Origin of the sequence: Streptomyces adustus (genome assembly GCF_009377175.1) — a bacterium.
GTDB lineage: Bacteria > Actinomycetota > Actinomycetes > Streptomycetales > Streptomycetaceae > Streptomyces > Streptomyces adustus.
Window position 1 is genome coordinate 1 of the sequence record NZ_VJZD01000258.1, and the last position, 13,345, is coordinate 13,345.

The following is a 13,345-nucleotide window of genomic DNA, read 5'->3' on the forward strand; positions in this document are numbered from 1 at the left end:
GCCCTCCCCCCGCAAGGACGCCCCCGTCGGCGGGCCGCCTCGTACCCTGGGGAGTGACCGTCGACCTTTCCTCCCCCGTCGGCATCACGCTCGACGCCGAGAAGCCCAAGGACTACGCCGACCGACATGAATCACGCCCAGCTCACGGCTCTCGGTCGTGCTCTCCGCCTGCTCGGCGAGCACGGGGAGGCCCTCAACGCCGACACGCCCGACGCCCGGCTGCACGAGGTCAGGGCGGATCTGCGGCGCGCCCTGGATCTGCTGGAGGAGAGCGTCACCACGGCCGCGCCCAGCACCCGGTGCGCCGAGCACCCGAACGGTCCGGTCGACACCGCCGCCCCCGACCTGTGCCTGCTGTGCGAGACCCGGCGCCGGGCCGCCCGTCGCTCCGAGATCAACGGCCCCGCCGCCAACCCGCAGCCCGCCACTGGCCCGTCCCGCTACGGGGTGCGCGCCGACCGCCCGCAGCCGCAGCAGCGCTGGCTGCCGGAGCTGTGGAACGGGCAGGAGTGGCAGCTGTGCGGCACCCCGCGCCGCGACCGCCGGGAGGCCGAGCTGTTCATCGCCGCCCAGCGGCGCGGCTCCCGGCCCGCGATGGCCTACCGGCTCGTGCACGAGTTCACCGACTACGAGGTGCTGCGCGTGTGGGGCACGCCGGTGAAGGTCGACATCGAACCGCTCGGGAACCTTTGAGCCCCTAGCACGCCGGACGCGGACGACGGACGGCCGCCGTCCCGTCGGTGCGGGGCGGCGGCCGTCCGGTGAGAACGCGTCCGGCGCGTGCTACGCCTTGGCTCCGGAGACCTCGGCGGCGCCGTCGGCCGCCTCGCTCCCGGGCTCCCCCTCCGGCTCGCCGATCACGGCGGCCGGCCTGCGACCGGGCAGGAAGGCGGCGAGGACGAAGGCGAGGGCGGCGGCGCCCGCGCCGAGGGCCATGACGACCTTGAAGCCGTTCTCGGACGGCAGCTCGTAGCCGCCGAGGTTCATGGTCATGTTGGCCAGGATCACTCCGGCGACGGCGCTGGACACCGAGGTGCCGATGGACCGCATCAGGGTGTTGAGGGCGTTCGCCGCGGCCGTCTCGGACGGGTCGACGGCGCCCATGATGAGCGCGGGCATCGCGCCGTAGGCGAAGCCGACACCGGCGCCGATGATGCAGGACACCAGGACCAGGTGCCAGACCTCGGACATCAGGACGATGTTCAGGCCGTACCCGGCGGCGACGATCACGGCGCCGATCATCAGGGTGACCTTCGGGCCCCTGGCCTTGGTGATGGCCGCGGACGCCGGGGCGAACACCATCATGACCAGGCCCTGCGGAGCCATCACCAGACCGGCGGTCATCATCGACTTGCCCAGGCCGTAGCCGGTCTGGGTGGGCAGCTGGAGCAGCTGCGGCAGGACCAGCGCCATCGCGAACATCGAGAAGCCGAAGGCGATCGAGGCGAGGTTGGTGAACAGCACCTGGCGGCGGACGGTGGTGCGCAGGTCGACCAGCGGTGTCGTGGTGCGCAGCTCGTAGAAGCCCCAGGCGACGAGGACCACGACCGCGACGGCGAACAGGCCGAGCGTGGTACCGCTGCCCCAGCCCCAGTCGCCGCCCTTGGAGACGGCCAGCAGCAGGGAGACCAGTCCGGCCGCCATGCCGAGCGAGCCGACGATGTCGAAGCGGCCGCCGGTGCGCACCGCGGACTCCGGCACGAAGACCAGGACCAGTCCGAGGGCGACGACGCCGAGGGTCGCGGAGGTCCAGAACAGGACGTGCCAGCTGAAGTTGTCGGCGATGAAGGCCGCGGCGGGCAGGCCCAGGGCACCGCCGACGCCCAGCGAGGCGCTCATCAGGGCGATGGAGCCGGCGAGCTTCTCCGCCGGCAGTTCGTCGCGCATGATGCTGATGCCGAGCGGGATGACCGCGGCGGCCAGGCCCTGGAGGGCGCGGCCGACGATCATCGGGACCAGCGAGTCGCTGAGCGCGCAGACCACCGAGCCGAAGACCAGCAGCACGACGCTGATCAGCAGCAGCCTGCGCTTGCCGAACATGTCGCCGAGCCGGCCGGCGACGGGCGTGGCCACGGCCGCGGCGAGCAGGGTGGCGGTGACCGCCCAGGCCGCGTCGGAGGCGGAGGCGTTCAGGTACTTCGGCAGCTCGGGGACGATCGGGATGACCAGGGTCTGCATCAGCGAGACGACGATTCCGGCGAAGGCCAGGACCGCCACCACTGCGTTCGACCTCGGCGGGGCGGATCCCCCGGCGGCTGTGGGCCGGACAGGAGCGTCGGACATGAAGAGGCCTCCGTGGGAGCGGGACGAACGGGCACACCAATGTGCTTGACTCAGGCAACCTTAGGTCGATTGATTGACTTAAGCAAGCGAAAATTTGTGCGCCCTGCCCACGCCCGGCCCCGGGGAGGCGAAGCGCCCGAGCCCTACCGCGGGTCCGGGGTCGGCCCGTACCGCGCGATCACCTCGCGGGTGCGCTCCTCGTCGAGTTCGTAGACGGTCTCGTGGGCCCGCGGGTCGCGCGCGTGGAAGGTGTGGAACATCGGCCCCGTCGCCCCGCCGAGCTCCACCAGCGAGGCGGACGCGCCGCGTACCGCGCGTTCCGTGCCCGGCCGGGTCGTCAGGTCGATGCGGTTGACCACGCCCGGCGTGACCCACACCGGCACGCCCGCCAGGAAGCCGGACAGCTGGAGATGGAAGTGTCCGGCGAGCACGACCCGTACGTCCGTACCGCGGATCGCGTCGGCCAGGGCGTCCGCGTCGAGCAGGCCGAAGGCCCGCTGGGTCGGCACGTCCAGACAGATCGGCGGATGGTGCAGCGCGAGCACGGTGCCGTGCCGCGCGGGCGTGGCCAGCACCTCACGCAGCCAGGCCAGCTGGGTCTCCCCCAGCCGCCCGTAGACCTCGCCCGGCACCAGCGAGTCCAGCGTCACGAAGCGGTGGCCGGCCACCTCGCCGACGGCGGCCCGTTCGGGCCCCGGCAGGACGGCGGCGGCCCGGTCCGTGCCGTCCGGGCCCAGATGGCCGCTGCCCAGCACCTTCGCGAAGGCCTGGCGCTCGTCGTGGTTGCCGGTGGTGAAGAAGACCGGGGCGTCCCAGGTCCGCGCGAACGCGCCCACGGTCTCCCGTACGGTCGCGTACGCCTCCACCGCGCCGTCGTTCGCCAGGTCGCCGGTGACGACGACCGCGTCGATGTCGCGCTGACCGGCCAGCTCGGCCAGCATCAGCCGCAGGGACCCGGTGGCGTCGACGCCGTGCCGGTTGGGCTCGTCCGTCCGCTCCAGATGGGTGTCGGACAGATGCAGGATCCTCATCCACCGCACGCTAACGGGAGCCGGGGCCCGCGGCCAGAGCGCGTCCGCGGGCCCGAGGCCCTAGCTGAGGGTCTTCAGCGCGGCCGCGTCGTACGGCTTCAGCTCGTCGGAGCGGTCGGCCAGCACCTTCGCCGCCCACTGCGGGTCCTGGAGCAGCGCGCGGCCGACGGCCACCAGGTCGAACTCGTCGCGCTCGAAGCGGTCGAGGAGGTTGTCGATGCCGAGCACCGGGGAGCCCTCGCCGACGAACGCGTTGATGAAGTCGCCGTCGAGGCCGACCGAGCCGACGGTGATGGCGGGCCTGCCGGTCAGCTTCTTCGTCCAGCCGGCCAGGTTGAGGTCGGAGTCGTCGAACTCCGGGACCCAGTAACGGCGGGTGGAGGCGTGGAAGGCGTCGACGCCGGCCGCGGCGAGCGGGGCCAGGATCGCCTCCAGCTCCTGCGGGGTCTCGGCGAGCCGGGCGTCGTACTGCTGCTGCTTCCACTGCGAGTAGCGGAAGATGACGGGGAACCGGGGCGAGACCGCCGCGCGCACCGCGGCGACGATCTCCGCGGCGAACTTCGTCCGGGCCACCGGGTCGCCGCCGTAGGCGTCGGTGCGGCGGTTGGTGCCCGCCCACAGGAACTGGTCGATCAGATAGCCGTGCGCGCCGTGCAGTTCGACCCCGTCGAAGCCGATGCGCTCGGCCTCGGCCGCCGCCTTGGCGAACGCCTCGACCACGTCGTCCAGGTCCTGCTGGGTCATGGCCTGACCCGTGACCTCGGCGCCCTCCTTGTAGAGGCCGGAGGGGCCGACCGGCGGGGCGTCCGCGAACGGCGGCTGGCCCGCCCGGCGCACCATGCCGATGTGCCACAGCTGCGGCACGATCGTCCCGCCCGCCGCGTGCACGGCGTCGGTGACCTTCGCCCAGCCCGCCAGCTGCTCCTCGCCGTGGAAGCGCGGCACCCGGTCGCTCTGCCCGGCCGAGTCGTGACCGACGTACGTCCCCTCGGTGACGATCAGTCCGACGCCCGCCGCGGCACGGCGGGCGTAGTACGACACCACGTCCTCGCCCGGGACACCGCCCGGGGAGAACTCGCGGGTCATCGGCGCCATCACGATGCGGTTGGGGACGGTGAGGCCGTTGATGTCGACGGGCCGGGACAGGATCTCGGCCGCACGGGAGGCTGCGGACTCGGTGACGCTCACGTGGGGGGCTCCTCGCGAAGTGACGATAGACCGGTTGGTATGTGCATACGCATGTAACGCGCGCCTAGCTCAACGACACCGCCACCCCGACGCATTCCACCCACGCACCCCCACCCCCTGTGATCCCGACCACGCCGGACACCGCGCCGCTCACCGCGGAGAATGGCCCCATGCCACCCGACCTCCCGCCGCCGTCCGGCTCTCCGCCGCCACCCGGACCCCGATTGCTGTCCGGCGACGAGCTGGAGCGGTCCTCCGTGGTCGCCAACAACACGATGAACCGTGAACGCGGCCTCGTCGGGGTGAACAGCTACGCCCGGGAGCTGGGCCAGGACCCGCTCGCCCACCTGGCGAGCCGGCCCGCCGCCCCCTCCTGGCTGGATCTGTGCAGCGGTGAGGGGCGCGCCCTGCGCGAAGCCGCCGGCGCGCTGCCCGCCGACGCGGTGCTCACCGGCGTGGACCTGGTGGGACCGCTCGTCCCCCGGCCGTCCCCGCCCACCTTGGAGGAGGTCGTCGCCTCCGTCGACCACTGGGCACCGGCACGGACGTACGACCTGGTCACCTGCGTGCACGGTCTGCACTACGTCGGCGACCAGCTCGGCCTGCTGGCCCGTGCCGCCTCCTGGCTCGCCCCCGACGGGCTGCTGCTCGCGCACTTCGACCCGGACTCGGTCCGCTGGGCCGACGGCTCGGCCGCGGGCCGGGCGGCCGTGTCGGCACTGCGGGCGGCCGGATTCGACTACAGCGCCCGCCACCACCGGCTCACCCTCCGGGGCGGCCGAAGCCTCGCGCTGCCGTTCCGCTACATCGGTGCCGACCCCGCCGCGGGCCCCAACTACACCGGCCAGCCCGCGGTCGGCTCGCACTACGAGACGCGCGCCTGAACCGAGCCCGGGAAAACGCCCGAGGGCGGTACCCCCCGTCGTCGGGGGGTACCGCCCTCGGTGAGGACGTGGATCGACCAGGGGTCGATCAGAAGTCCATGTCACCGCCCGGCATGCCGCCGCCGGCCGGGGCCGCGGCCTTCTCCGGCTTGTCGGCGATGACGGCCTCGGTGGTGAGGAACAGCGCGGCGATGGAGGCGGCGTTCTGCAGGGCAGAGCGGGTCACCTTCGCCGGGTCGATGATGCCTTCGGCGATCATGTCGACGTACTCGCCGGTGGCCGCGTTCAGACCCCAGCCCACGGTCAGGTTGCGGACCTTCTCGACCACGACGCCGCCTTCGAGACCACCGTTGACGGCGATCTGCTTCAGCGGGGCCTCCAGGGCGAGCTTCACGGCGTTGGCGCCGGTCGCCTCGTCACCCGAGAGCTCGAGCTTCTCGAACACCGCGGAGGCCTGGAGCAGGGCCACGCCACCACCGGCGACGATGCCCTCCTCGACGGCCGCCTTCGCGTTGCGAACGGCGTCCTCGATGCGGTGCTTGCGCTCCTTGAGCTCGACCTCGGTGGCGGCACCGGCCTTGATGACGGCCACGCCGCCGGCCAGCTTCGCCAGACGCTCCTGGAGCTTCTCGCGGTCGTAGTCCGAGTCCGAGTTCTCGATCTCGGCGCGGATCTGGTTGACCCGGCCCTGGACCTGGTCGGCGGAGCCGGCCCCGTCCACGATCGTGGTCTCGTCCTTGGTGATGACGACCTTGCGGGCGCGGCCCAGGAGGTCCAGGGTCGCGTTCTCCAGCTTGAGGCCGACCTCCTCGGAGATCACCTCGCCGCCGGTGAGGATGGCGATGTCGTTCAGCATCGCCTTGCGGCGGTCACCGAAGCCCGGGGCCTTGACGGCGACGGACTTGAAGGTGCCACGGATCTTGTTGACGACCAGGGTCGACAGGGCCTCGCCCTCGACGTCCTCGGCGATGATCAGCAGCGGCTTGCCCGACTGCATGACCTTCTCCAGGAGCGGGAGCAGGTCCTTGACGGAACCGATCTTGGAGTTGGCGATCAGGATGTACGGGTCGTCGAGCGACGCCTCCATCCGCTCCATGTCGGTGGCGAAGTACGCCGAGATGTAGCCCTTGTCGAAGCGCATACCCTCGGTGAGCTCCAGCTCCAGACCGAAGGTCTGGGACTCCTCGACGGTGATGACGCCTTCCTTGCCGACCTTGTCCATCGCCTCGGCGATGAGCTCGCCGATCTGGGTGTCGGCGGCGGAGATGGAGGCCGTGGAAGCGATCTGCTCCTTGGTCTCGACATCCTTCGCCTGCTCGAGCAGGGCGCCGGAGACGGCCTCGACGGCCTTCTCGATGCCGCGCTTGAGGGCCATCGGGTTGGCACCCGCGGCCACGTTGCGCAGACCCTCGCGGACGAGCGCCTGGGCGAGGACGGTCGCGGTGGTCGTACCGTCGCCGGCGACGTCGTCCGTCTTCTTGGCGACTTCCTTGACCAGCTCGGCGCCGATCTTCTCGTACGGGTCCTCGAGCTCGATCTCCTTGGCGATGGAGACACCATCGTTGGTGATCGTGGGGGCGCCCCACTTCTTCTCGAGGACGACGTTGCGGCCCTTGGGGCCGAGCGTCACCTTCACGGCGTCCGCGAGCTGGTTCATGCCGCGCTCGAGGCCGCGCCGTGCCTCCTCGTCGAACGCGATGATCTTGGCCATGTGAAGTGGTCCTCCCGGACTGGGGTGGATTGCTCCGGACCGCGCTGGCGCCCGCGACGGACGGCTCGCACGCCTCGTGGTTCCTTGCCCCACCCGGCCTGCGGGCCTCACCGACCCGGTCCTTTGTTGTCACTCTCACCTTCAGAGTGCTAACGCAATGATTAGCACTCGCCCCTGCCGAGTGCAAGCGCCTCCGGTCGACGAGTACAGGCGCCCAGGGTGATCCGCGGGTCCCGCGCGACGGTGCCCGGACAGGCCGAAGGGCTCGCATCCCGGGGGATGCGAGCCCTTCGATGAAGAACAGAAGAACGTCGCTGCAATAAGTCGGCGCGTGCTTCAGCCGGTCGCCAGGCGGACCATGTCCGCCTGCGGCCCCTTCTGACCCTGCGAGATCTCGAAATCGACCCGCTGGCCCTCTTCCAGGGTGCGGTACCCGTCCATCTGGATCGCGCTGTAGTGGACGAACACGTCCGCACCACCGTCGACCGCGATGAAGCCGTACCCCTTCTCCGCGTTGAACCACTTGACGGTGCCCTGAGCCATGCCTAACTCCCCTATTACTGGCCCTTGCACAGATCCGCACTTCGCGGATCCGGGTCAGACCTCACCCCCCATGGGACGGGGGCGTGCGCCGGAACGCGTCGACCGCGGCTGAATGTATCTGTCCAACTGCCGTCTGCAACAGGTCAATCGGACGAGAAATCCGGGCACGACGGGCCCGCGGAACACCTGCAATTCGCCCTTTTTCAGGGCAAGTTGGGCCAGGCATTGGGAGCGAAAGGCGCAAAAGACCTGCCCACTTTGGCTACTTCTCGTCGCCCGTGCAGCAGGTCGTGAAGGTCGCAAACCCCGGAATCGGAAGCTGCTTCCCCAACTCTACCGCGCTCAATCACACAGAATTGCCCCCTCCGCTTCTCTCGCGGAGGGGGCAATTCGATGAACGCTCGGTAACCGATGTTACCGAAGGTAATGATCAGCCTCCGGCGACCGCCGGAATGATGGAGACGCCGGCGCCGTCCGGGGTCGCCGTCTCGAGGCCCTGCTCGAAGCGGACGTCGTCGTCGTTCACGTACACATTGACGAACCGGCGCAGCTTGCCCTGGTCGTCCAGGACGCGGGCGGCGATGCCGGTGTGGTTCTTCTCCAGGTCGGAGATGACCTCCGCGAGGGTCGCGCCCTCGGCGCTCACCTCGGCGGCGCCGCCGGTGTAGGTGCGCAGGATGGTGGGGATGCGGACGTTGACGCTCATGATGCGAGGCCAGCCTCTCGGAAGGAGTCCAGGTTCGGGCGGATGGTCGCGGTCAGACCGGTGCCGGCCACCGCGTCGAGGGTCTTCAGGCCGTCACCGGTGTTCAGCACGACGGTCGTCAGGGCCGGGTCGAGCAGGCCGTTCTCGATGAGCTTGCGGGTCACGCCCACCGTCACCCCGCCCGCCGTCTCGGCGAAGATCCCCTCGGTGCGCGCCAGCAGCTTGATCGCGTCCACGATCTGCTCGTCCGTCACGTCCTCCACGGCGCCGCCCGTGCGGCGCGCGATGTCGAGGACGTACGGCCCGTCGGCCGGGTTGCCGATGGCGAGGGACTTGGCGATGGTGTTCGGCTTCTGGGGGCGTACGACGTCGTGGCCGGCCTTGTAGGCCACGGACACCGGCGAGCAGCCCTCCGCCTGGGCGCCGAAGATCTTGTACGGCCGGTCCTCGACCAGCCCGAGCTTGATCAGTTCCTGGAGCCCCTTGTCGATCTTCGTGAGCTGGGAGCCTGAGGCGATCGGGACGACCAGCTGGTCGGGCAGCCGCCAGCCGAGCTGCTCGCAGATCTCGTACGCCAGGGTCTTGGAACCCTCCGCGTAGTACGGCCGCAGGTTGACGTTGACGAAGCCCCAGCCGTCGCCCGCCGGGTCGCCGATCAGCTCGGAGCAGAAACGGTTCACGTCGTCGTAGTTGCCCTCGATGCCGACGAGCTCACCGCCGTAGACCGCGGCCATGACGACCTTGCCCTGCTCCAGGTCGTGCGGGATGAACACGCAGGAGCGCAGACCGGCGCGGGCGGCGGCGGCGCCGACGGCGCCGGCCAGGTTGCCGGTGGAGGAGCAGGACAGGGTGGTGAAGCCGAAGGCGCGCGCGGCCTCCAGGGCCTGGGCGACGACCCGGTCCTTGAAGGAGTGCGTCGGGTTGCCGGAGTCGTCCTTCACGTACAGCCCGCCGGTGACACCGAGTTCGCGGGCCAGGTTGTCGGCCTTGACGAGGTGGGTCCAGCCGGGGTTCAGGTTGGGCTTGGTCGCCACGTCCGCGGGGACGGGCAGCAGCGGCGCGTAGCGCCAGATGTTCGCGGGTCCCGCTTCGATCCGCTTGCGCAGCTCCTCGGTCTCGTACTGCGAGAAGTCGTAGGCGATCTCCAGCGGGCCGAAACACTCCTCGCAGGCGAAGACCGGGCCGAGCGGCACCCGGTGTCCGCACTCGCGGCAGGAGAGCGCCGCGGCGGAGCCCAGATCGACGGGGTTCGTGGTGCTTACAGCAGTCTGCGCAGCCATGGAGGCGAGGCCCTTTCTCCTCATCTTCCTCACGACGCACTTCGCCGTGAGACGGATTTGGCACCTTCCCGAGCCGGGAGCCTCGCGTGAACGAGAAACCGACTGGAGGGTTGCCGGGGCTTCATCGGGCCGTATCCCTCTGCCCCTCTGGATGAGCGGTATGAAGTTTTCAGCGGTCGGCCACCCTGGACATGCGATGGTCATCCGCGTTGTTCAAGACTGTAACCGAAGGCCCCGACAGTTGAGAGAGTCGTCCGAACCGCGAGATGCCCGTGCCCGTCGACCGCTGTCGCAGCGGGCACTCCCACCCGCCGCGAGCACGCAGAACGCAGAAGGAGCCGCCGCTGTGCTGGAAGAAGTCGAGCGCTGGCTGAGCACACGCTCCTGGTCCGTCAACGACCGCCCGCTCCACAAGATCCTCGCCGCGAAACGCGCCCGGGGCCAGTCGGTCTCCGTCGTCCTGCCCGCGCTCAACGAGGAGGAGACCGTCGGTGACATCGTCGCCGTGATCCGGCACGACCTGATGCAGCAGGTCCCTCTCGTCGACGAGATCGTCGTCGTCGACTCGGGATCCACCGACCGCACCTCGGCGGTGGCCGCGGCCGCGGGCGCCCGGGTCGTCCACCGCGACGCCATCCTGCCCCGCATCCCGGCCGTGCCCGGCAAGGGCGAGGTGCTGTGGCGCTCGCTCCTGGTCACCGGCGGGGACATCGTCTGCTTCGTCGACGCCGACCTCCGGGAGTTCTCCTCCGACTTCGTCACCGGCATCGTGGGCCCGCTGCTCACCGATCCGGACGTCGACCTGGTCAAGGCCATGTACGACCGCCCGCTGGGCGGGGCGGCCGGCCAGGGCGGCCGGGTCACCGAGCTGATGGCCCGCCCGCTGCTGAACATGCACTGGCCGCAGCTGGCCGGCTTCGTGCAGCCGCTGGGCGGCGAGTACGCGGCCCGCCGCTCCCTGCTGGAACAGCTGCCCTTCCCGGTCGGCTACGGGGTGGAGCTGGGCATGCTGGTCGACTCGCTGCACCTGGTGGGCCTCGACGCGCTCGCCCAGGTGGACGTCGGGGTGCGCAAGCACCGCCATCAGGACGGACAGGCACTGGGCCGGATGGCCGCCGCCATCTACCGCACCGCGCAGCTCCGGATGGCCCGCGGGCATCTGATCCGGCCCTCCCTCACCCAGTTCGAGCGGGGCCGGGACGGCTTCGAGCCGCGCACGTACTCCGTGGACACGGAGGAGCGGCCACCGATGGCCGAGATTGCCGAGTACACGTCACGCAAGGTGGCCTGACAGGTGCGTGAGGCGACGTCCACGGAAGGGCCGTATACAAATGTTTGCGGACTGTTGTGGGCCTTCCGCACGTTTGAGCGTTTCCGGGCCGGGCTAGGTTGAGGCGTATGGCTTCCACGCACGCTGCTGAGGTGCTGGTCGCGTCCAACCGCGGCCCGGTTTCGTACGAGGTGCGCGAGGACGGCTCGCTGCACGCCCGCAGGGGCGGCGGCGGGCTGGTCTCGGGGCTGTCGGCCATCGGGCCCGACGCCGGGGCGCTGTGGGTGTGCTCCGCCCTGTCCGACGGCGACCGCGAGGCGGTGCGGCGCGGCACGGGCGAGGCGGGCGTACGGATGCTGGACATCCCGGCCGACGTGCACGCCGACGCCTACAACGGCATCGCCAACTCGGTGCTCTGGTTCGTCCACCACATGCTGTACCAGACCCCGCTGGAGCCGGTCTTCGACGCGGAGTTCCGGCGCCGGTGGGTGTCGTACGAGCGCTACAACCGCGCGTTCGCCGAGGCGCTCGCCGAGGAGGCGGCCGAGGGGGCGACGGCGGTCGTCCAGGACTACCACCTGACGCTGGTACCGGGCATGCTCCGCGAACTCCGCCCCGACCTGCGCATCGGCCATTTCTCGCACACCCCGTGGGCGCCGCCGGACTACTTCCGGATGCTGCCGGACGACATCCGGGAACAGATCGTGCGCGGGATGCTCGGCGCGGACCGGCTGGGCTTCCTCACCCGGCGATGGGCGGGCGCCTTCCTGGACTGCGCCGGTGAGGTGGACCGCGAGCTGATCCACGCGGCCGGGCCGGACGGCGCGGCGCCCGGGACGATCGAGCACGCACCGCCCGGCGGCGGCGAACCGCGCACCACGGTGATCGGCGTGCACGGCCTGGGTGCCGACGCCGACTTCCTGCGCGAGCGCGCCCACCAAGCCGACGTCGGCGAGCGGATGGCGATGCTGCGGGCGGAGATCGGCGAGGGCCGCAGGGCGATCGTGCGGGTGGACCGGACCGAGCTGTCGAAGAACATCGTGCGCGGTCTGCTGGCCTACCGGCAGCTGCTCGACGACCACCCCGAGTGGCGGGAGCAAGTCGTGCACGTCGCCTTCGCCTACCCCTCCCGGCAGGACCTCGCCGTCTACCGCGAGTACACCGCCGAGGTGCAACGGCTCGCGGACGAGATCAACGCCGGGTTCGGGACGCCCGGCTGGACGCCGGTCGTGCTGCACGTGAAGGACGACTTCGCGCGCTCGCTGGCCGCGTACCGGCTGGCCGACGTGGCCCTGGTGAACCCGATCCGGGACGGCATGAACCTGGTCGCCAAGGAGGTGCCGGTCGTCTCCGACGAGGGGTGCGCGCTGGTGCTGTCCCGGGAGGCGGGGGCGTACGAGGAGCTGGGCGAGGACGCGATCACCGTCAATCCGTACGACGTGACCGGGACGGCGCGGGCGCTGCACGAGGCGCTGGTGATGCCGTTGCCCGAGCGGGCGGAGCGCACGAAGCGGCTGGCCGCCGCGGCGACCGCGCTGCCGCCGGCCCAGTGGTTCCTGGACCAGCTGAACGCGCTGCGCGGCTGAGGGCGCGGGGCGGGGACCGGCGGTCAGCCGAGCCGGGCCGCCAGGGCGCGCAGCAGGTCCACGACCCCCTCGGGGCCGTCGACCACCAGGTCCGCCCGTTCCCGCAGAGCGGCCACCTCGTCGCTGCCACTGCACACCAGGAGGCCGGGTACGCCCTCGGCACGGAGTTTGTCGACGGCGGCGAAGGCGGGGAGGTCGCCGAGGTCGTCGCCGGCGTAGAGGACGGACTCGGCGCCGATCTCTCGCACGTACTCGGTGAGGGCGACGCCCTTGTCCATGCCCGGCGGCCGCAGTTCGAGGACCATGCGGCCGGGCTCGACGATCAGGCCGTGGCGGGCGGCGAGCCGGGCGAGGGGCTCGCGCAGCGCCTCGAAGGCGGCCTGCGGGTCCTCGGCCCGGCGGGTGTGGACGGCGAGCGCCCGGCCCTTCTCCTCGATCCAGGTGCCCTGCCAGGCCCCGATCGAGTCGAGGAAGCCCGGCAGTTCGGCCCGTACGGCCGCGACGCCGGGGTGCGGCGGCGGGGCGATGAGGGCGCCGGTGCCGGCCTCCCAGCGTTCGGCGCCGTAGTGGCCGAGCACGACGAGGTGGTCCAGGCCCGGCACCGCCTCGAAGCCGCCGTGCCGTACGGCCACCGCGGGGGGCCGGCCGGTGACGACGGCGACCGCCGCCACCCGCGGCGCGAGCGCGGCGAGCGCGGGCACCGCGGCCGGGTGCGCACGGGCCTGCTCGGGGTCCGCCACGATCGGCGCGAGCGTGCCGTCGAAGTCGAGCCCGATCACCGAGCGCTCCGGGCGGGCGAGGATGGCGTCCAGCGCTTCGCGGCCCGCCGGGGTCGTGGGGGTCGGCAGGGGCCGAGCGGGGTG

General features: G+C 71.4%; 12 protein-coding genes and 1 riboswitch. Of the genes, 4 read left to right on the forward strand and 8 right to left on the reverse strand.

Translation table 11 applies throughout. The features are described from left to right. Nucleotides 1–126 precede the first annotated feature (126 nt). Complete coding sequence (locus FNH09_RS38340; RefSeq protein ID WP_152894491.1) at nt 127–693, forward strand: hypothetical protein; 567 nt, start codon at nt 127–129, stop codon at nt 691–693. Nucleotides 694–783: 90 nt separating this feature from the next. Here the strand turns inward: FNH09_RS38340 and FNH09_RS38345 are convergent, their stop codons facing one another. The 3 genes from FNH09_RS38345 to FNH09_RS38355 all read right to left on the reverse strand — a co-directional run bounded on the left by FNH09_RS38345 (nt 784) and on the right by FNH09_RS38355 (nt 4,502). Then, nucleotides 784–2,283 carry an MFS transporter gene (locus FNH09_RS38345; protein ID WP_152894492.1) on the reverse strand — a complete coding sequence of 500 codons (1,500 nt, stop codon included), beginning with the start codon at nt 2,281–2,283 and terminating at the stop codon, nt 784–786. 143 nt (nt 2,284–2,426) lie between these two features. After that, a complete protein-coding gene (locus tag FNH09_RS38350) occupies nt 2,427–3,314 on the reverse strand; it encodes a metallophosphoesterase family protein (protein ID WP_152894493.1) in 888 nt (295 codons plus the stop codon). 60 nt (nt 3,315–3,374) lie between these two features. Next, complete coding sequence (locus FNH09_RS38355; protein ID WP_162469729.1) at nt 3,375–4,502, reverse strand: oxidoreductase; 1,128 nt, start codon at nt 4,500–4,502, stop codon at nt 3,375–3,377. 170 nt (nt 4,503–4,672) lie between these two features. Between FNH09_RS38355 and FNH09_RS38360 the strand changes: the two genes are divergently transcribed. Beyond that, on the forward strand, nt 4,673–5,386 hold the full coding sequence (locus FNH09_RS38360; protein WP_152894494.1) for a class I SAM-dependent methyltransferase: 714 nt from the start codon (nt 4,673–4,675) through the stop codon (nt 5,384–5,386). Nucleotides 5,387–5,474: 88 nt separating this feature from the next. Here FNH09_RS38360 and groL read toward each other — a convergent pair whose 3' ends face one another. The 4 genes from groL to thrC form a co-directional block, all read right to left on the reverse strand. After that, nucleotides 5,475–7,097: a chaperonin GroEL gene (gene groL / locus FNH09_RS38365; protein ID WP_152894495.1), complete on the reverse strand. Its 1,623-nt coding sequence runs from the start codon at nt 7,095–7,097 to the stop codon at nt 5,475–5,477. A gap of 336 nt (nt 7,098–7,433) precedes the next feature. Continuing rightward, nucleotides 7,434–7,640, reverse strand: a complete 207-nt coding sequence (locus FNH09_RS38370) for a cold-shock protein (RefSeq protein ID WP_007493268.1) — start codon at nt 7,638–7,640, stop codon at nt 7,434–7,436. Nucleotides 7,641–8,070: 430 nt separating this feature from the next. Next, nucleotides 8,071–8,346 carry a MoaD/ThiS family protein gene (locus FNH09_RS38375; RefSeq protein ID WP_152894496.1) on the reverse strand — a complete coding sequence of 92 codons (276 nt, stop codon included), beginning with the start codon at nt 8,344–8,346 and terminating at the stop codon, nt 8,071–8,073. Next, nucleotides 8,343–9,626, reverse strand: a complete 1,284-nt coding sequence (gene thrC, locus FNH09_RS38380; protein WP_152894497.1) for a threonine synthase — start codon at nt 9,624–9,626, stop codon at nt 8,343–8,345. Before thrC ends, FNH09_RS38375 begins: the two co-directional genes overlap by 4 nt. Before the next feature lie 17 nt (nt 9,627–9,643). Next, nucleotides 9,644–9,784: riboswitch (SAM riboswitch) on the reverse strand. 188 nt (nt 9,785–9,972) lie between these two features. On the opposite strand from thrC, the gene FNH09_RS38385 reads away from it, so the two are divergent. Together FNH09_RS38385 and FNH09_RS38390 are read left to right on the forward strand one after the other, a co-directional pair. Further along, complete coding sequence (locus FNH09_RS38385) at nt 9,973–10,917, forward strand: glucosyl-3-phosphoglycerate synthase (protein ID WP_162469730.1); 945 nt, start codon at nt 9,973–9,975, stop codon at nt 10,915–10,917. 107 nt (nt 10,918–11,024) lie between these two features. Then, nucleotides 11,025–12,482 (forward strand): alpha,alpha-trehalose-phosphate synthase (UDP-forming), encoded by a 1,458-nt coding sequence (locus tag FNH09_RS38390; RefSeq protein WP_152894498.1) that lies wholly within the window; start codon nt 11,025–11,027, stop codon nt 12,480–12,482. Between the two features lie 23 nt (nt 12,483–12,505). Here the strand turns inward: FNH09_RS38390 and otsB are convergent. Next, nucleotides 12,506–13,345 (reverse strand): trehalose-phosphatase (gene otsB / locus FNH09_RS38395; protein ID WP_152894499.1); only part of this gene is annotated, 840 nt, incomplete at its 5' end.

What these genes read in the sequence shown, in the direction of transcription:
- FNH09_RS38340 (WP_152894491.1), top strand. Translation starts at nt 127, where the DNA reads ATGAATCACGCCCAGCTCACGGCTCTCGGTCGTGCTCTCCGCCTGCTC.
- FNH09_RS38345 (WP_152894492.1), bottom strand. Translation starts at nt 2,283, where the DNA reads ATGTCCGACGCTCCTGTCCGGCCCACAGCCGCCGGGGGATCCGCCCCG.
- FNH09_RS38350 (WP_152894493.1), bottom strand. Translation starts at nt 3,314, where the DNA reads ATGAGGATCCTGCATCTGTCCGACACCCATCTGGAGCGGACGGACGAG.
- FNH09_RS38360 (WP_152894494.1), top strand. Translation starts at nt 4,673, where the DNA reads ATGCCACCCGACCTCCCGCCGCCGTCCGGCTCTCCGCCGCCACCCGGA.
- groL (WP_152894495.1), bottom strand. Translation starts at nt 7,097, where the DNA reads ATGGCCAAGATCATCGCGTTCGACGAGGAGGCACGGCGCGGCCTCGAG.
- FNH09_RS38370 (WP_007493268.1), bottom strand. Translation starts at nt 7,640, where the DNA reads ATGGCTCAGGGCACCGTCAAGTGGTTCAACGCGGAGAAGGGGTACGGC.
- FNH09_RS38375 (WP_152894496.1), bottom strand. Translation starts at nt 8,346, where the DNA reads ATGAGCGTCAACGTCCGCATCCCCACCATCCTGCGCACCTACACCGGC.
- thrC (WP_152894497.1), bottom strand. Translation starts at nt 9,626, where the DNA reads ATGGCTGCGCAGACTGCTGTAAGCACCACGAACCCCGTCGATCTGGGC.
- FNH09_RS38390 (WP_152894498.1), top strand. Translation starts at nt 11,025, where the DNA reads ATGGCTTCCACGCACGCTGCTGAGGTGCTGGTCGCGTCCAACCGCGGC.